This window comes from Streptomyces sp. NPDC045695 (assembly GCF_056432025.1).
Genome location: NZ_JBWKJU010000009.1, coordinates 13,664 through 30,200 on the forward strand (window position 1 = coordinate 13,664; position 16,537 = coordinate 30,200).

General features: G+C 72.4%; 20 protein-coding genes. 6 read left to right on the top strand and 14 right to left on the bottom strand.

All coding sequences use genetic code 11. The annotated features are described in order from the left end of the window. Positions 1–10: 10 nt before the first annotated feature. From AC07DU_RS17560 to AC07DU_RS17585, 6 genes are all read right to left on the bottom strand, one after another. Positions 11–715, bottom strand: a complete 705-nt coding sequence (locus AC07DU_RS17560) for a lysoplasmalogenase (protein ID WP_479033135.1) — start codon at positions 713–715, stop codon at positions 11–13. Positions 716–759: 44 nt separating this feature from the next. Beyond that, positions 760–1,725, bottom strand: a complete 966-nt coding sequence (locus tag AC07DU_RS17565; RefSeq protein WP_479112166.1) for a sterol desaturase family protein — start codon at positions 1,723–1,725, stop codon at positions 760–762. 134 nt (positions 1,726–1,859) lie between these two features. Then, complete coding sequence (locus AC07DU_RS17570; RefSeq protein WP_360899569.1) at positions 1,860–3,077, bottom strand: amidohydrolase family protein; 1,218 nt, start codon at positions 3,075–3,077, stop codon at positions 1,860–1,862. Then, positions 3,077–4,366, bottom strand: coding sequence for an amidohydrolase family protein (locus AC07DU_RS17575; RefSeq protein ID WP_479033037.1), 1,290 nt, complete (start codon positions 4,364–4,366; stop codon positions 3,077–3,079). The genes AC07DU_RS17570 and AC07DU_RS17575 overlap by 1 nt, the downstream gene beginning before the upstream one ends. A gap of 20 nt (positions 4,367–4,386) precedes the next feature. Beyond that, on the bottom strand, positions 4,387–5,271 hold the full coding sequence (locus AC07DU_RS17580; protein ID WP_479112168.1) for an SDR family NAD(P)-dependent oxidoreductase: 885 nt from the start codon (positions 5,269–5,271) through the stop codon (positions 4,387–4,389). 1 nt (position 5,272) lies between these two features. Further along, positions 5,273–6,082: an acetoacetate decarboxylase family protein gene (locus tag AC07DU_RS17585; protein WP_479112170.1), complete on the bottom strand. Its 810-nt coding sequence runs from the start codon at positions 6,080–6,082 to the stop codon at positions 5,273–5,275. Positions 6,083–6,215: 133 nt separating this feature from the next. On the opposite strand from AC07DU_RS17585, the gene AC07DU_RS17590 reads away from it, so the two are divergent. The 5 genes from AC07DU_RS17590 (at position 6,216) to AC07DU_RS17610 (ending at position 9,862) form a co-directional block, all read left to right on the top strand. Next, positions 6,216–6,839 (top strand): TetR/AcrR family transcriptional regulator, encoded by a 624-nt coding sequence (locus tag AC07DU_RS17590; protein ID WP_479112172.1) that lies wholly within the window; start codon positions 6,216–6,218, stop codon positions 6,837–6,839. 43 nt (positions 6,840–6,882) lie between these two features. Continuing rightward, positions 6,883–7,860: a DEDDh family exonuclease gene (locus AC07DU_RS17595; RefSeq protein ID WP_479033132.1), complete on the top strand. Its 978-nt coding sequence runs from the start codon at positions 6,883–6,885 to the stop codon at positions 7,858–7,860. A gap of 89 nt (positions 7,861–7,949) precedes the next feature. Then, entirely contained in the window at positions 7,950–8,183 is a 234-nt protein-coding gene (locus tag AC07DU_RS17600) for a hypothetical protein (protein ID WP_360899587.1), read from the top strand. Positions 8,184–8,305: 122 nt separating this feature from the next. Next, a complete protein-coding gene (locus AC07DU_RS17605; RefSeq protein ID WP_479112174.1) occupies positions 8,306–9,097 on the top strand; it encodes an SURF1 family cytochrome oxidase biogenesis protein in 792 nt (263 codons plus the stop codon). A gap of 9 nt (positions 9,098–9,106) precedes the next feature. Further along, positions 9,107–9,862 carry an SDR family oxidoreductase gene (locus AC07DU_RS17610; protein ID WP_479112176.1) on the top strand — a complete coding sequence of 252 codons (756 nt, stop codon included), beginning with the start codon at positions 9,107–9,109 and terminating at the stop codon, positions 9,860–9,862. Between the two features lie 27 nt (positions 9,863–9,889). Here the strand turns inward: AC07DU_RS17610 and amaP are convergent, their stop codons facing one another. The 8 genes from amaP to AC07DU_RS17650 all read right to left on the bottom strand — a co-directional run bounded on the left by amaP (position 9,890) and on the right by AC07DU_RS17650 (position 15,326). Continuing rightward, positions 9,890–10,447, bottom strand: coding sequence for an alkaline shock response membrane anchor protein AmaP (gene amaP / locus AC07DU_RS17615; RefSeq protein ID WP_479112178.1), 558 nt, complete (start codon positions 10,445–10,447; stop codon positions 9,890–9,892). Positions 10,448–10,452: 5 nt separating this feature from the next. Then, positions 10,453–11,007: a DUF6286 domain-containing protein gene (locus tag AC07DU_RS17620; protein ID WP_479033026.1), complete on the bottom strand. Its 555-nt coding sequence runs from the start codon at positions 11,005–11,007 to the stop codon at positions 10,453–10,455. Beyond that, entirely contained in the window at positions 11,004–11,369 is a 366-nt protein-coding gene (locus AC07DU_RS17625) for an Asp23/Gls24 family envelope stress response protein (RefSeq protein WP_479033024.1), read from the bottom strand. The genes AC07DU_RS17620 and AC07DU_RS17625 overlap by 4 nt, the downstream gene beginning before the upstream one ends. 7 nt (positions 11,370–11,376) lie before the next feature. Further along, positions 11,377–11,562, bottom strand: coding sequence for a hypothetical protein (locus AC07DU_RS17630; protein ID WP_360899605.1), 186 nt, complete (start codon positions 11,560–11,562; stop codon positions 11,377–11,379). Between the two features lie 16 nt (positions 11,563–11,578). Further along, a complete protein-coding gene (locus AC07DU_RS17635) occupies positions 11,579–12,013 on the bottom strand; it encodes an Asp23/Gls24 family envelope stress response protein (protein ID WP_360899608.1) in 435 nt (144 codons plus the stop codon). Between the two features lie 157 nt (positions 12,014–12,170). Beyond that, positions 12,171–12,950: an enoyl-CoA hydratase/isomerase family protein gene (locus AC07DU_RS17640; protein ID WP_360899611.1), complete on the bottom strand. Its 780-nt coding sequence runs from the start codon at positions 12,948–12,950 to the stop codon at positions 12,171–12,173. 166 nt (positions 12,951–13,116) lie between these two features. Next, on the bottom strand, positions 13,117–13,341 hold the full coding sequence (locus AC07DU_RS17645) for a helix-turn-helix domain-containing protein (RefSeq protein ID WP_360899614.1): 225 nt from the start codon (positions 13,339–13,341) through the stop codon (positions 13,117–13,119). A 386-nt stretch (positions 13,342–13,727) separates the two neighbouring features. After that, a complete protein-coding gene (locus AC07DU_RS17650) occupies positions 13,728–15,326 on the bottom strand; it encodes an ABC-F family ATP-binding cassette domain-containing protein (RefSeq protein WP_360899617.1) in 1,599 nt (532 codons plus the stop codon). 272 nt (positions 15,327–15,598) lie between these two features. Here AC07DU_RS17650 and ypfJ point away from each other — a divergent pair, with 272 nt between their 5' ends. Next, on the top strand, positions 15,599–16,489 hold the full coding sequence (gene ypfJ, locus AC07DU_RS17655; RefSeq protein ID WP_479112180.1) for a KPN_02809 family neutral zinc metallopeptidase: 891 nt from the start codon (positions 15,599–15,601) through the stop codon (positions 16,487–16,489). Positions 16,490–16,537: the final 48 nt, after the last annotated feature.

The following is a 16,537-nucleotide window of genomic DNA, read 5'->3' on the forward strand; positions in this document are numbered from 1 at the left end:
GGGGGATGGGTCAGCTCCGTGGGTGCTGCCCTCGTGGGTGGTGCCCTTGTGGGGCCTCTCCACGGTACGCCTCCCGCGCGGCGAGGCTGCCCGTGGCCAGGAGGTACTGGGCGGCCAGGTAGGTCGCCATGATCCAGAAGTCCGGCCGGGGCGGCTGGGGCCATGCGGCGACGCCGGTGGCGATGATCATGTCGGAGATCAGGAACAGCGCCCCGCCGGCCCCGGCCCGCAGGCCCATCGCGCTGGAGCGGTAGGCCATGGTCGTGAGCAGCAGGCTGTAGCCGGCCACGGGGATCCGCAGGTCGGCGGGGAGGTCGCCCCACAGCAGCCCGACGGTCCCGACGAGCGCCAGCGCGTAGGCGCCCCCGAGCAGCGGGTTCGCGGCCTTCCTGCCGAAGAGGACGAGGTAGCAGACGTGCCCGGCGGAGAAGGAGCCCATGCCGATCAGGAAGGCGGCCTCGGCGTCGAAGAGCAGCGCCAGGTCCCCGCCCCAGCCCAGCAGCAGGGCCGCCACGAGCAGACGGGGCACGCCGCGCGTGCCCCCGCGTCCGGCCGTGCAGACGTGGACGACGAGCAGGGGCATCAGCAGCGGTTTGGCGATGACGTGCCCGAGGTGCCAGCCGGCGAGCAGCGAGCCGAGGTCGAGGGCGGTGGCCACGGCGAAGGCGACGAGGGCGGCCCTGCCGAGGCGGGCCCGCCCGGCCGGGGCGGCCACGGTGACCCAGGAGGGCGTGCGGCGGCCGGTGGACTCGGCGCCGCTCACGCGCTGGTCTCCTGGGCGGGAGCCGGAGCGGGAGCCGGAGCGGGGGCCTGCGCGGGAGCGGGGGCCTGCGCCGGAGCCGGAGCGGGAGCCGCAGCAGGGGCCGGGTCCGGCGCCGCGGCCTCGGTCGGACGGGCCGCCGGCTGCCAGCCGGGACCGCGGAACACCCGCCCGGCGCGCTCGCGCCACGAGCCGGCGGCCCGCACGTCCCGGGCGATGGCGACGTACTCGTGGGTGGCCACGCGCAGCGGGTTGTAGGTGTTGATGTTCTTCGTCAGACCGAAGACGGGCTTCTCGCCCTCGCCCACCCAGGAGCCGAAGATCCGGTCCCAGATGATCAGAATCCCGCCGAAGTTGCGGTCGAGGTACCCGCCCTGGGAGGCGTGGTGGACGCGGTGGTGGGAGGGGGTGTTGAAGACGTACTCGATGGGGCGCGGCAGCTTGCCGATGCGCTCGGTGTGGACCCAGAACTGGTAGACGAGGTTGATCGAGTAGCAGAACGGGATCACGGCCGGGTGTACGCCGAGGGCGACCATCGGCAGGTAGAACGGCCAGGAGGTGGCGCTGGTCCACGGCTGGCGCAGGGCGGTGGTGAGGTTGAACTTGCGGCTGCTGTGGTGCACCACGTGGCAGGCCCAGAGGATGCGGATGACGTGGTGGCCGCGGTGCTGGAAGTAGTAGAGGAAGTCCTGCACGAGCAGCATCAGCAGGACGGTCCACCACAGCACGGGCACGCGCAGCGGCGTCAGCTCGTAGACCGCGGTGTAGATCGCGACGACCGGGATCTTCCAGAGCAGGTCGAAGCCGATGCTGCCGATTCCCATGCCGATGCTGGTGACGGCGTCCTTCGCCTCGTACCCTGCGGCGTCCTCGTCGGGATGGAGCCGGTAGCTCACCATCTCTATGACGGTGAGCAGCACGAAGGCTGGTATGGACCACAGCACGACATCGGGCAGGTTCGGCATGTCCGCACCATAGAGGCGCGTTCCGGGGTGCCGCTAGAGGTTGTTACCGATCGGTATCCAACGGGGTTACCGTGGGTACCGGCCGGGTCGGCCATCCGGCCCGGCCGGGGTGTCACCACCGGCCCGGCCGGGTGTCACCAGACGCGGACCGAGCCGCCGCGGGCGAAGGCCGGGCTGGTGGCCGCGGGCGGGATCTCGGTGAGCGGCTCTGCGATCTCGCGGACCAGCGGGCCGTGCTTGGCGGCGACGGCGTCCAGCAGCGACAGGTCGAAGCCGTAGACGCGGGCCGCGTTGCCGCCGACCATCGCGGCGACCTCCGCGCGCGGCAGCCCCGCGTAGGCGATGCGCAGGCCCTCGCGGGAGTAGGGCGTGGTGCCCTCGTCGTGCGGGTAGTCGCTGCCCCACATGATCTTTTCGAGGCCGATCCGCTCCCGGAGCGGGACCTCGTGGGGGCGCATGAAGCTGGCTCCCACGAAGCAGTTGTCCCGCCAGACCTCGCTCGGGCCCTTGCCCATGGACTCGGCGAGGCCCGCCCCGAACTTGGACTCGGCCGTGGCCGAGGCGGCGACGAGGCGGCCGTGGTAGTAGTCCAGCATCTCCAGCACGCCGGGGATCCAGCCCGAGCCCTGCTCGGTGAGGACCAGCTTGAGACCCGGGTGGCGGCGGAAGGCCCCGCCGAAGATCAGGTGCCACAGGGCACGGTGCGAGAACCAGGTGGTCTCCACCATGAAGACGGCGCGGGCGGCGGGTTCCTCCCCCAGCGGGGGCGAGGCGGAGCCGCCGTGGTGGTTGACCGGGACGTCCAGCTCGTCGCACACCGCCCACAAGGGGTCGTAGGCGGCGGAGTACAGCTCGGGGACGCCCGATCCGGGCGGGGCGCCCGGCAGCAGGATGCCGCCGGTGAGGCCCGCCTCCTTGGTGCGGCGGATCTCCTTCACCGCCTCGTCGACGTCGTTGAGGAGGATCTGGACCACTCCCGCACGCCGGCCCGGGGCGTCCGCGCAGAAGTCGGCCAGCCAGCGGTTGTGGGCCCGCAGGCCGGCCCAGCGGAGCTGGAACTCCGCCGCCGTGGGGGCCGGAGCCATCAGGGAGGCGGACGGGAAGAAGGGCGGGATGGTGTTCGGGAAGAGCACCTCGGCGACGATGCCGTCCGCTTCGAGCTCCGCGAGCCGGCGCTGGGAGTTCCAGTTCCGGTCGGCCGTGTCCGCGAGGAGGTCCTCGTACGGGTTCACGTACGAGGCGGCCCAGGCGTCGAACTCCTCGTGGTGGCGCTTCTCCAGGTACGGCTTGTAGTCCAGCAGGTCGGCGCCCGCGTGGCAGTCCGCCGAGATGACCGTGTAGCGGTCCTCCATCAGGACACCCCCAGCACCGGGAACTCGTGGCCGGTGAGCCAGTGGCGGCCCACCTCGCGGGAACGGGCCCAGGAGGCCTCCACCGCCGCCTGGTCCGGGGACTGGCCGAGCTCGGCCGGGGTGGGGCCGATCCGGCGGGCGACGGGGGCCAGCTTCGCGGTGTCGAAGCCGAAGACCTCGGCCGCCGCCAGGCCCAGCATCCGGCGGGTCTCCGCGACCGGGACGTCGTGGAAGGTCTTCTTCAGCCAGCTGCGCGTGTTCGGCCAGGTGCCCTCGGGGTGCGGGAAGTCCGAGCCCCACAGGATGTTCTCCACGCCGATCTCGTAGCGCTGCGCCAGCTCCCGGCGCTTGGTGTTCGTGGCGCAGATGAACACCTGGCGGTCGAGGTACTCGCTCGGCGGGCGCTTCAGCTCCTCGAACGGGGAGAGCTTCTTGCCGCCGTGCGCGCCGAGGTAGAGCCGGTCCATGAACCACAGCTGGTTCGGGAGCCACCAGCAGCCCGACTCGGCGATACCGAACTTCAGCTCCGGGTGGCGTTCGAAGACCCCGGACCAGAGCAGGAACCAGAGCGGGCGCGAGGGCCACCAGGTGACCTCGGAGACGAAGATGCCGAGGTGGTCGCCGTACTCGTGGCGCGGCGAGGACCCGGAGTGGGTGACGATCGGCATCCGCGTCTCGGCCGCCGCCGCCCAGACGGGGTCGTAGCGGCGGTCGTGGTAGGGCGCCTTGTCCACCCACATCGCGGGGATCATCAGCGCGCCCAGCCCGGACTCCTTGGCCCGGTGGACCTCCGCGACGACCTTGTCCGGCTCGCCGGTGATGGGCAGCAGGGCGACCCCGCAGTGGCGTTCGGGGTGCTCGGAGACGAACTCCGCCAGCCAGCGGTTGTGCGCCTGCGCCCCCGCCATGCCCAGCTCGGGGTCCTGGTCGCCGGAGAGGCCGAGGCCGACCCCGAAGGGGGCCGCGGTCTGGCTGTCGACGGCGTCCGCGTCGGGGAAGACGACCTCGGCGGCCACGCCGTCGCCGTCGAGTTCCTTCAGCCGCCGACCGGTGTCCCAGCCGCCCTTCAGGCCTTCCTCGTGATCGTGGAACCACTTCTCGGCGAAGGCCTCGTTACGGACGCCCAGCCGGGTGGCCTCCGCGCGGCGGGCGTCGCGCTCGCCGAGGAACTCGTCGAACTGGGGGTGGAACCTGCGGTCCAGGTACGGCCGGTACCGCTCGGTCGGCAGGCCCGCGTGGCAGTCGGAGGAGATGATCAGGTACGGGTCTTCGTACGGTGCGTCACTCACGGGAGCGCCCCTCAGTCGGGTCAGTCGAGGATGAAACGTTCCAGGTAGGCGGGGTTGGCCCGGTCGAGCATCGACTGCGAGCGGGCCCGGATCTGCCGGTCGCTGTGCTCGCTGGCCGGGAGCATCCAGAAGCGGTCGGCGCGGATCCCGTCGACCACGTGCTCGGCGACCTCTTCGACCGGGGTGAACTCCACCCGGTGGCCGGCCTGCTTCATCGCCGCCTCGTACTGGTCGAGGCTGCGGTACGGGGACCTGCGCGGCCGCTCCTTCGCGTACCGGGCGGGGCGGTTGCGGTGCGACTCCCACAGCCCGGTGCGCAGCATGTGCGGTCCGGGGAAGAGGACGGAGGCCCCCACGGCCGCGCCCTCGGCCCGGAGGTGGGCGTAGAGCGACTCGGTCATGGTGACCACGGCCGCCTTGGTGACCGCGTACACGGAGGCGGTGGGCAGCGGGGCGATGCCGCCGTCGCCGGAGGAGGTGTTGACGACGTGTCCGGGGCCGCCGCCCGCGAGCATGCGGGGGACGAAGGCCTGGATGCCGTGGAAGACGCCCCACACGTTGACGGAGAAGGCCCACTTCCAGTCGTTGGGCTCGTGCTCCCACATCCGGCCCTCGGCGCCGGAGCCGACTCCCGCGTTGTTGCACAGGACGTGGACGGCACCGAAGGCCTCGTAGGCGGCGTCGGCCAGGGCGGTCACGGAGTCGCGGTCGCTGACGTCGACGGTCTTGGCGAGGACGCGGGCCCCTTCCGCGTCCAGTGCGTCAGCGGCCTTGCGCAGGGCGCCCTCCTCCACGTCGGCGAGGACGACATTCAGCCCTTCGGCGGCGAAGCGGCGGGCCATCGCGAGGCCGATGCCACTGGCGGCGCCGGTGACCACGGCCACCTGTCCCGGTTCGAGCCGCACGTCAGTCCCTCCCCTGCGCCGCTGCCGCCGGGGGTGCGTCGAGGATCTGCATCGGGTCGTCGTAGCGCTGGTGGAGGTACGGGAGCAGGGCCTCGGCGCTCACCCGCTCGACCACCCTGCCCTTCTGGTCGGTGGTCTTCTCGCCGATGGTGATCTCCACGATCCGGCGGACGGGGAGGTCGGCGACCGGGTCGAACATGGACTCGCGCAGGACCACGTCCCCGGTGACGTGCTCCAGCTTGCGGACCTTTTCGTTCCGCGTGCAGTGGACGAGGACCGGGTCGGCGTCGAAGCCCGAACCGTCCACGGCGGGCAGGAACTTGAAGTAGAAGTCGGTCTTCAGGGTGGGTGGGGGGAGCGGCAGCTCGCGGTCCACCGCCCCGCGCACCTCCACGAAGGCGATCCCGTGCCGGGCCAGGCAGGCCCGTACCACGAGCCCGTCGCGCTCGACGGTGACCTCGCCCAGCTTCTTCGGCTCGCCGAAGACCTCCCGGCCGCCGATCAGGGCCCGCTCGTGGGTCATCGGCATGACCAGCGGGTACCAGCCCTCGACCCCGCCGTGCCGGGCGGCGACGGCCACCGAGCCGGCGCCGAGCGGATAGCCGGGCAGGTCGACCTTGCTGATGTTGGCCCGTACGAGGGGGCGCTCGGCGGGCTTGAGCGGGGGCGGCAGGACCGCCGCCACCACGTCGGGATCGCTCTCCCAGACGGCCACCACACCGGTGGACCAGATGTCGGGGAGCCGGGAACTCTTCTCGCGCGACGCCGCGATCTCGGCCTCGGTCCGCGCTCCGTACCGTACGCGTGCCATGTCTCGCACCACCTCTCGGTTCGGTTCTGTAACACAGTTACACCGCGACCGATGAAGGGTAAAGACCCCTGCACCCAGCAGAATTGACAGTCAGTCAGTTTTCCCAGCCACGACAGACGGGTGGACCGGATCCATGGCCAGAAGCACGCTGACCCGCGACGAGGTGCTGGACGTCGCGGCCTCCCTGGTCAAGCGGCACGGCCCGGCCGCCCTCACCATGCGGGGGCTCGCCGCCGAGCTGGGCACCGCGGTGACGTCCATCTACTGGCACGTCGGCAACCGCGAATCGCTGCTCGACGCCCTCGTGCGGCGGACCGTGGAGGAGATGGGCGCGATCCGGCCGGCCGGCCGCACCCCCGCCGAGCGGATCCTGTCGGTGGCCCGGACCCTGCGCCGCGAGCTGCGCGAGCGCCCGCACCTGATCGCGATGGTCCACGAACGCGGGCTGACCGAGCGGATGTTCCTGCCCGCGCAGCAGGCCCTGGTGCACGAAGTGCACCGCGCGGGGCTGCGCGGCGCCCGGGCGGCCGACGCGGTGCGCGCGATCCAGTTCCAGATCGTCGGCTTCCTCCTCGTCGAGCGCAACCGCGAACGCGCCCCTGCGCAGTCCCCCGCCGAGAGCGACCTCTGGGACCCGGCCACCGCCCCCCACGACCCCGCCCTCGCCCGGGCGCTGGCCCGCCCCGCGGATCCGGAGCGGCTGTTCCTGCTGTCCGTACGGGCCCTCGTCACGGCCCTGCTCGCGGGTCCGCGCTGAACGGCATCGCGGCCGAGGCTGTCAGTCGGTGCCGATATCCTCTGTGACCATGCTCGACGACCGTACGACCGCAGAGACGACATGGCCGACCGCGTACCCCCAGGGGTACGCGGTCGTCGACGTGGAGACCACCGGGCTCGCTCGCGACGACCGGATCATCTCCGCGGCCGTCTACCGGCTCGACGCGCAGGGCAACGTGGAGGACCACTGGTACACCCTCGTCAACCCGCAGCGGGATCCGGGACCGGTGTGGATCCACGGTCTGACGAGCGCGATGCTCGCCGACGCGCCGCTCTTCGGCGACGTCGCCGAGGAGTTCGCCGGCCGGCTCGCGGACCGGGTGCTGGTCGCCCACAACGCCATCTTCGACTGGCAGATGATCGCCCGTGAGTACGCCCGGGCCGCCGCCACCGCGCCGGTCCGTCAGCGGCTGTGCACCATCGCCCTGTCGAAGGAACTGAACCTGCCGCTGCCCAATCACAAGCTGGAGTCGCTCGCCGCGCACTTCGGCGTGGTCCAGCAGCGCGCCCACCACGCCCTCGACGACGCGCGGGTGCTGGCGGAGGCGTTCCGTCCGTCGCTGCACGCCGCCGCGCGCGACGGTGTACGGCTGCCGCTGCTGGAATGCCGGCCGCTGACGGAGTGGTCGGACTCCGCCGCCGCTCCGCGGGTGGGCTACCAGCCCTCGTACGGGAACAGCAGCTGGCGGCCCTCGCGCAAGCGGCCGCCGTGCCCGCACCCCAACCCGGGGCGCTACGAGGACGGCAAGCCGCTGAAGCAGGGCATGCGGATCGCCTTCTCCGGTGACACCTCGGTGGAGCGCGAGCTGCTGGAGGACCGGGCGGTCGAGGCGGGCCTGCACGTCGCGACGAGTGTGTCGCGCCTCACCAGCCTCCTGGTGACGAACGATCCCGACTCGGCGACCTCGAAGACGGTCAAGGCGAAGTCCTTCGGCACGCCCGTCGTCGACGAGGCGGCCTTCACCCAGCTGCTGCGGGACGTGGCGGACGCGGAGTCCTGAGCCCGGGCGTTGCGCCGGGCGGGTGCCCGCGCGGCGACTCACCCCGCTGGATCTTGTTCCGGTCCTCGCCCGTGCGCAGCATTCGGCGCATGGCACGTTGTGAGGTCTGCGGAAACGATTACGGCATGTCCTTCGAAGTGCACGCGCAGGGCGCCGTGCACGTCTTCGACTGCTTCTCCTGCGCCATCCACCGCATGGCGCCCGTCTGCGAGCACTGCCGGGTCTCGATCATCGGCCAGGGCGTCGAGGTCGAGGGCCACTGGTACTGCGGGGCGCACTGCGCCCGCGCGGAGGGGAAGGTGGGCATCGTCGACCGCGTCTGAATCCCCCGCCCTCCCCTCCCCACCCCTCCCCGACTCCCGAACCCTCCCCGAGCCCGTACGCCACGACCCCGGACGGCCACCCGGTCGCCGGGGTCCGCCGCGCTGGGGGTACCGTCGTGGGCGTGTACCGCTTTGTGCTGACCCGGCAGTGGGTGTGCCTCACCCTCGTCACCCTCGCCCTCATCCCCACGATGATCAGGCTGGGGTTCTGGCAGTACCACCGCCATGAGCACCGGATCGCGCAGAACCAGCTGATCGAGACGAACCTGCGGGCGCAGCCGCTCCCCATGACCGAGGTCACCTCCCCCGGACACCGGGTCCCCCGCGCGGACTTCTGGCGGACCATCACCGCGACCGGCACGTACGACGCCGCGCACGAGGTGGTCGTCCGGATGCGGACCGACAACGACGACAAGGTCGGCTTCCACGTGCTGACCCCGCTCGTCCTCGGCGACGGCCGGGTGGCGCTCGTCAACCGCGGCTGGGTGCCGGGCGGCGACGACCCCCGCGCCTATCCGCCGGTGCCGGCCCCGCCCGCGGGCGAGGTCACCGTCACCGGCCGGCTCAAGGCCGACGAGACGAGCGGCGGCAGCGGCATCAAGGACCGCAAGGGCCTGCCGGACCGCCAGGTGATGCTGATCAACAGCGAGCAGCAGGCGCAGTACCTGGGCCGGCCCGTCCTCGGCGGATACCTGGAGCTGGACCAGCCGGCCCCGCCGGACGGCGGCCCCGAGCCCGTCGCCGAACCCGACCACGACTCGATCGGCCCGCACATGGCGTACGCCGTCCAGTGGTGGCTGTTCGCCGCCGCGGTTCCGGTCGGCTGGGTGATCCTCGTACGGCGGGAGAAGCACGACCGCGAGGAGGCGGCGGCCTCGGCCGACGCCCTCGAACAGGAGCCCGCGACGGCGTAGCGTGTCGGCATGGATCTTGGACTGAAGGACCGTGTCTACATCGTCACCGGGGCCACGCGCGGCCTGGGCTTCGCCTCCGCCCGTGAACTGGCCGCCGACGGCGCCAAGGTGCTCCTGAGCGGCCGGGACGAGAAGCGGGCGGCCGACGCCGCGGCCGCGCTCGGTCCGAACGCGGCCGGTGTGGCGGCCGACAACTCCGACCCGGCGGCGGCCGGGCGGCTCATCGCCACCGCACGCGAGCGCTTCGGCCGCTTCAACGGCATCCTCATCAGCGTCGGCGGCCCGCCCCCGGGCTCCGCGGCCGACAACACCGACGACCAGTGGTCGCAGGCCTTCGAGTCGGTCTTCCTGGGCGCCGTGCGACTGGCGCGGGAGGCGGCCGCCGAGCTGGGCGAGGGCGGGGTCATCGCCTTCGTCCTGTCGGGTTCGGTCCACGAGCCGATCCCCGGCCTGACCATCTCCAACGGTCTGCGGCCCGGCCTGGCGGGCTTCGCGAAGTCCCTCTCGGTGGAGCTCGGCCCGCGCGGGATCCGGGTCGTCGGCCTGCTCCCGGCCCGCATCGACACCGACCGCGTGCGCGAACTGGACGCGCTGTCGGGGGACGCGGCGGCGGCCCGGGCCGGGCACGAGTCCCGGATCCCGCTGCGGCGTTACGGCACCCCCGAGGAGTTCGGCCGCACGGCGGCCTTCCTGCTCTCCCCGGCGGCCTCGTACCTGACGGGCGTCATGCTCCCGGTCGACGGCGGCTCCCGGCACGGCTTCTGACCGCCGCACCCGGGGCGGGTCACAGCACTACGTCACGCGCCGCGCGCGGTGGGACGTCACCGTGAGGCGGGCCTGCGTCGGGAGGTCGGTGAGGCCCGCCGAGGCGCGGGCGTGGGTCAGGACCGGGCCCGCGACGGCGGACAGGACATCGGCGGGGACCGCGTGCGGTTCCAGTTCCAGCGCGATCCGCAGCGCGGGTGACCCGCGCCGGCCGTGCAGCGCGACCCGGCAGCCGGCGACCCCGTCCAGGGCGCCGGCCTCGGCGGCCACCGCCTCCTCCAGCGCATGCCCGCGCAGCAGGGCGAACGCCCCGTCCCCGGTGTCCACGGCCACCGCCTGCAGCCGCGAGCGCTTGAGCTGGGACAGCAGCCACCACAGGGCCAGCAGCACGCACAGGCCGAGCCCGGCGAGCACCGCCCACCACCACCAGCCCTCGGCGTGCCCGTACCGGTGCCGGGTGGCGGCGGTCAGCAGCGGCTCGTGCCGGCCGTGCAGCGGCCACCAGCCCGTCAGCGCCGAGACCCCGGCCGCCAGCAGGACCACTCCGAGCACCGCGAGCAGGATCCGGTTCACCACTCCGAGCACCCCGCTCACCTCCTGACCCGTACGCGCGGCTGCGGCGGGTGCGCGAGGCCCAGTTCGTCGATGCCGACGGCGAGGACCGCGTCCAGGTCGGCCCGTACGTCGTCCAGCTCGCGGAAGTGCGAGGTGGCCCGCACCCCGATGCGGGAGCGGCCCACCCTGACCTGGACCGACCGCACCCCGGACACCTCCATGGCCCGGTCCCGCAGGACCTGCGCGGCGTCCTTGCGCCCGATCCCGGCCCGCAACCCGCTGTCCGGGTCGGGCGTGCGCATCGGCAGGATCCCGCGGAGCCCGGGGGTGAGCGCCAGCAGCAGGAGCAGCGCCCCGACCACGGCCAGGGCCCCGCCGGCCAGCTGTACCGGGAGGTCGGCGGGGGTGTGCCGCTCCAGCTGGTGGGCGAGTTCGCGGCGCCAGGCCATGCCCGGGCGGTGGGCCCGTACGGCGGCCAGGTCGTACAGGAAGAGGGCCGCCACACCCAGCACCGCGAGGGCGGTCAGCGCGGCGGGGACGCGCCGGGCGGAGCGGAACCGGGCGGCGCCCGCGGCGCCGGGGGCCCTCACCGCAGCCGCCGGTCGCGCCCGGCGGCGGTCCGGGTGTGGGTGGAGTGCAGGTGCTCGATGTCGATGTCCACCTCGGGGACGGACATCTGCGCGTACTCCCCGACGCGCTGGGCGACCTGCCGGCGTACGGCAGCGCACTGGGCGGCGAGGTCGGCGGGGTAGCCGAGCTCCAGGCTCACCCGTACCCGTGCGATGTCGTGGTGCACGGTGACGGTGGCGTGCGGGGGCGCGCCGACGGCCGGGGTGGAGACCTCCCGGGCGGCCCGGGCGGCGATCTTGGCGACGACCCGGTCGGCGATACGGGTGGCGCCGCGCTCGCCGGGAGGGACCTTCGACGGGGCGGGCCGGGGCTGGGTGCTCATCGGCGCCTCACCGCCGCCGGTCGTCGCGGCGGCGGAACAGGTCCCCGGGCTCCAGGTCCCCGTCGAGGAAGCGCCCGGTGACGAAGCCGACGGCACCGAGGGCGGCCACCAGCAGGAAGGCTCCGAACCCGCCGAAGTAACCGGCGAACGCCAGGGCCATACCGGCGAAGAGGCCGGCGATCGCCATGCTCATTGCAGGCTCCTCTCGGCTACTGAAGACGGGTTTCCGGCTCCTCGTCGGGCTCGTCCGGCAGCTTGACGTCGCTGACGGCGATGTTGACCTCGACGACCTCCAGGCCGGTCATCCGCTCGACGGCCGAGATGACGTTCTCCCGGACCGCCCGCGCCACCTCGCGGATCGACACGCCGTAGTCGACGACGATCTCAAGGTCGAGGGCGGTCTGGACCTCGCCGACCTCCGCCTTGACGCCGCGGCTGACGGCGGCCTTCGCCCCGCCGGGGACACGCTCGCGCACGGCGCCGAAGGTCCGGGACAGACCGCTACCGCTGCCCATGGCGTGCACGCCGACCACTTCGCGGGCGGCCAGCCCGGCGATCTTCTCGACCACCCCGTCGGCGATGCTCGTGCGTCCCCGGTCCCCGGGCTCCCTGGCGGAACCGCCGCCTGCGCTGGATTCGGTCATGGCGTGTCCTTCCGTGCGTACGGACTCACTGCCCACCACGTTAAGCGCGCGGCCCGCACGGCGCGCCGGGACTACGCCGCTCGGCCGGACCTGCTCGCAGCGCCCCGGTCCGCGACACGGTTCCACGTGCTCGAAGACCGGGGCTGTGTCCCGCGGGTCAGTCGGAGAGGCCCGCCAGGTCGCGCAGGCGACGGGCCTGGGCGGCGCGCTCGGCCGTGCGCTGGTCGTCGTACGGGCGGGACTGGGCGCCGCGCAGCAGCGCCTTGGTCTCGGTCACGGCGTCCCGCGGCGGTGCCAGCAGGGCGGTGGTCAGGTCCTGGACGGCGGCGTCGAGCTCGTCCGCGGGGACCACGAGGTTGGCGAGGCCGACCCGCTCCGCCTCCTCGGCATGCACGAAGCGGCCCGTGGCGCAGATCTCCAGCGCGCGGGCGTAGCCGACCAGGGAGGTCAGGGGCTGGGTGCCGGCCAGGTCGGGGACCAGGCCCAGGCTGGTCTCGCGCATGGCGAACTGGACGTCGTCCGCGACGACGCGCAGGTCACACGCGAGCGCGAGCTGGAAGCCGGCGCCGATCGCGTGTCCCTGTACGGCGGCGACGGAGATGACGTCGTTACGCCTCCACCAGGTGAATGCCTCCTGGTACTCGGCGATCGTGGCGTCGAGCAGTTCGTCGGAACCGCGTGCCAGATCGATGAAGGACGGCTCGCCCTCGAAACCTTCGGGGGTGAACGCCTGCCGGTCGAGCCCGGCGGAGAAGGACTGGCCCTCACCGCGCAGCACGACGACCCGGACGGTGCCCGGCAACGACCTCCCGGCCTCGGCCAAAGCCCGCCAGAGCGCGGGGGATTGGGCGTTTCGCTTGGCCGGATTGGTCAGTGTCACCGTGGCGACAGTGTCGTCGACGGTGAGTCGTACGCCGTCCTTGTCGAGCAGAGCCATCTCTATGCCTCCGGTGTGCAGTCGGCCGCAAGCTCGGCCTAAGTGACTGCACAGTAACCACCCAGCCGACCGGAGAGCCGACCGGGGGTCACCGAAGGAACCGTCGGATCATGTGAGCGTTGAGCCGTTGGAGCCCTTTGACGCGTTGGAACCGATGGGCCCGGGGTCAGGCCGTAGTGGCCGCCTTCTTGCCACGCGTCGCGCCACCGCGGCCACGCAGCGAAACCCCGGACTCACTGAGCATCCGATGGACGAATCCGTAGGACCGGCCGGTCTCCTCGGCCAGCGCCCGGATACTCGCACCGGAGTCGTACTTCTTCTTCAGGTCTGCCGCGAGCTTGTCGCGCGCGGCGCCGGTTACCCGGCTGCCCTTCTTCAGAGTCTCGGCCACCCGTGCCTCCTCATGGGAAGTGCGCTCTGGACTTCTCATGATCACCCCTCCCACGCTTCCTGGCCACCCATTCCGCAAGGTCGGTACGGCGGCATTTCCCAGGGGGTGGACGCTCCAGCAGAACGGAATCTCCTCTTCCGCCGCATGACTTCCGTCACACTTCACCGCCTTCGGCGGGAATCACCAGGTCAGAGGCGGGGCGCGGCACGAGAGCGGCCCCGGTCGCGCACCCTCACAGGTGCGGCCGGGGCCGTAGTGCGCCGCCGCTGCGGTACGAGACCGTCTCACTCAGATGATGGATCACCCCTGAGCCGAATGATCCATAAGGAACTGGATCAGTGCCGCAGGGCGGCCCGGGCGGGGTCCCGGGGGCGGTCCGCCGGGGATCAGGCGAGGGCCACGAGGTCCCGGTAGTCCGGTCCCCACAGGTCCTCGACGCCGTCCGGGAGCAGGATGATCCGCTCCGGCTCCAGGGCCTCCACCGCGCCCTCGTCGTGCGTGACGAGGATGACGGCGCCCTTGTAGGTGCGTAGCGCGCCCAGGATCTCCTCGCGGCTGGCCGGGTCGAGGTTGTTCGTGGGCTCGTCGAGGAGCAGCACGTTCGCCGAGGAGACGACCAGCGTGGCCAGGGCCAGGCGGGTCTTCTCACCGCCGGAGAGCACCCCGGCCGGCTTGTCCACGTCGTCGCCGGAGAACAGGAAGGAGCCGAGCGTCTTGCGCACCGCGACCAGGTCCAGGTCGGGCGCGGAGGAGCGCATGTTCTCCAGGACCGTGCGCTCGGGGTCCAGGGTCTCGTGCTCCTGGGCGTAGTAGCCGAGCTTGAGGCCGTGACCGGCGACGACCGTGCCGGTGTCCGGCTTCTCGGTGCCCGACAGCAGGCGGAGCAGGGTGGTCTTGCCGGCGCCGTTGAGGCCGAGGATGACCACGCGGGAACCCTTGTCGATGGCCAGGTCGACGTCGGTGAAGATCTCCAGCGAGCCGTACGACTTCGAGAGGCCCTCGGCGGTCAGCGGGGTCTTGCCGCAGGGCGCCGGGTCCGGGAAGCGCAGCTTGGCGACCTTGTCGGAGACGCGGACCGCCTCCAGGCCGGACAGCAGCCGCTCGGCGCGCTTGGCCATGTTCTGCGCGGCGACGGTCTTGGTGGCCTTGGCGCGCATCTTGTCGGCCTGCGAGTTCAGGGCCGCGGCCTTCTTCTCGGCGTTCTGGCGCTCGCGCTTGCGGCGCTTCTCGTCGGCCTCGCGCTGCTGCTGGTAGAGCTTCCAGCCCATGTTGTAGACGTCGATCTGGGAGCGGTTCGCGTCCAGGTAGAAGACCTTGTTGACGACGGTCTCGACCAGGTCGACGTCGTGGGAGATGACGATGAAGCCGCCGCGGTAGGTCTTCAGGTAGTCGCGCAGCCAGACGATCGAGTCGGCGTCGAGGTGGTTGGTGGGCTCGTCGAGGAGCAGGGTGTCGGCGTCGGAGAAGAGGATCCGGGCGAGCTCGACGCGGCGGCGCTGACCACCGGAGAGGGTGTGCAGCGGCTGTCCGAGGACCCGGTCGGGCAGGCCGAGGGCGGCCGAGATCGTCGCGGCCTCCGCCTCGGCGGCGTACCCGCCCTTGGTCAGGAACTCGGTCTCCTGGCGCTCGTACTGCTTCATCGCCTTGTCGCGGGTGCCCCCGGAGCCGGTGGCGATGCGCTCCTCGTTGGCCCGCATCTTCTTGATGAGCACGTCGAGGCCGCGCGCGGACAGGATCCGGTCGCGGGCCAGGACGTCGAGGTCGCCGGTGCGGGGGTCCTGCGGCAGGTAGCCGACCTCGCCCGAGCGGGTGATGGATCCGGCGGCGGGCTGGCCCTCGCCCGCGAGGCACTTGGTGAGGGTGGTCTTGCCCGCTCCGTTGCGGCCGACCAGGCCGATGCGGTCGCCCTTGGCGACGCGGAAGGAGGCGGACTCGATGAGGATGCGGGCGCCGGCGCGCAGCTCGATGCCGGTGGCGGTGATCACGGAAATACTCCAGGGCGGGTCGGGACGGCGGAAGGGGGGCAGGACGCGATGCTTCGACGCCGCTAATCCGCGAGGAGATTTGCCATGGGAGACATTCTACCGGGGGTGCGCAACTACTTTCCGGGCGCGCGGGCCGGTCCGCCCGGCCCGCGGGGCCGTGTCCCGTGTCCCCCGTCCGGCTCAGCGGCCGCTGTGGTGGGCCGGGGCGCGTGCCGGAACGAATGGGTTGATACTCACCGCAGGGCCGGTTCAGGCAGCGAAGGCGGTGCGGGATGCAGTTCGACGATGACGCCCAGCTGGACTCCTCCGAGGTCAAGGACGTGCGGGGCAGTCGCATCCCGGGCGGCAGGGCCACCGTCGGCGGCGGGATCGTCGGCCTCATCGCACTGGTCGTGGGACTGCTCTTCGGTGTCGGTCCCGAGGAGCTGGGGCTGTCCTCGGGGGACACCGCGCCCGCCCCCGCCTCGTCGGGCCTCAGTGAGGTGGAACGGGCCTGCAAGACGGGCCGGGACGCCAACGCACGGGAGGACTGCCGGCAGGTGGCCGTGGTCCGCAGCACCCAGGCCTTCTGGAAGCAGGAGTTCACCGAACGCGGCGGGCAGTACAGCCCCGCGTCCACGGTCTTCTTCACCGGCCGGGTGAACACCGCCTGCGGGACGGCCACCTCGGCCGTCGGCCCCTTCTACTGTCCCGGAGACCGCCAGGTCTACCTGGACCTGGGCTTCTTCGACGAGCTGCGGACGAAGTTCGGTGCGAGCGGCGGGCCCTTCGCGCAGGCCTACGTCGTCGCCCACGAGTACGGCCACCACATCCAGAACCTGACCGGAACGCTCCAGCGGGCCCAGGACGGACGGCAGGGCGCGAACAGCAACGCGGTCAAGGTGGAGCTCCAGGCCGACTGCTACGCCGGGGTGTGGGCGCACAACGCGACGAGGACTCCGGACGCGTCCACCGGGCGGCCGCTGATCACCACCCTGACCGACCAGGACATCAGGGACGGGCTGGACGCGGCGGCCGCGGTCGGCGACGACCGGATCCAGGAGAGGTTCCAGGGCCGGGTGACCCCGGAGTCCTGGACGCACGGCTCGGCCGAGCAGCGCCAGCAGTGGTTCTACCAGGGCTACCGCAGCGGCGACATGGCCCGGTGCGACACCTTCCGCTGACGGTCGGCGGCGCCTGCCATGCTGTGTGACGCGGATCACCGTCACGAG

What these genes read in the sequence shown, in the direction of transcription:
- ypfJ (WP_479112180.1), top strand. Translation starts at nt 15,599, where the DNA reads ATGCAGTTCGACGATGACGCCCAGCTGGACTCCTCCGAGGTCAAGGAC.
- AC07DU_RS17570 (WP_360899569.1), bottom strand. Translation starts at nt 3,077, where the DNA reads ATGGAGGACCGCTACACGGTCATCTCGGCGGACTGCCACGCGGGCGCC.
- AC07DU_RS17630 (WP_360899605.1), bottom strand. Translation starts at nt 11,562, where the DNA reads ATGAGCATGGCGATCGCCGGCCTCTTCGCCGGTATGGCCCTGGCGTTC.
- AC07DU_RS17640 (WP_360899611.1), bottom strand. Translation starts at nt 12,950, where the DNA reads ATGGCTCTGCTCGACAAGGACGGCGTACGACTCACCGTCGACGACACT.
- AC07DU_RS17565 (WP_479112166.1), bottom strand. Translation starts at nt 1,725, where the DNA reads ATGCCGAACCTGCCCGATGTCGTGCTGTGGTCCATACCAGCCTTCGTG.
- AC07DU_RS17590 (WP_479112172.1), top strand. Translation starts at nt 6,216, where the DNA reads ATGGCCAGAAGCACGCTGACCCGCGACGAGGTGCTGGACGTCGCGGCC.
- AC07DU_RS17610 (WP_479112176.1), top strand. Translation starts at nt 9,107, where the DNA reads ATGGATCTTGGACTGAAGGACCGTGTCTACATCGTCACCGGGGCCACG.
- AC07DU_RS17625 (WP_479033024.1), bottom strand. Translation starts at nt 11,369, where the DNA reads ATGAGCACCCAGCCCCGGCCCGCCCCGTCGAAGGTCCCTCCCGGCGAG.
- AC07DU_RS17585 (WP_479112170.1), bottom strand. Translation starts at nt 6,082, where the DNA reads ATGGCACGCGTACGGTACGGAGCGCGGACCGAGGCCGAGATCGCGGCG.
- AC07DU_RS17600 (WP_360899587.1), top strand. Translation starts at nt 7,950, where the DNA reads ATGGCACGTTGTGAGGTCTGCGGAAACGATTACGGCATGTCCTTCGAA.
- AC07DU_RS17635 (WP_360899608.1), bottom strand. Translation starts at nt 12,013, where the DNA reads ATGACCGAATCCAGCGCAGGCGGCGGTTCCGCCAGGGAGCCCGGGGAC.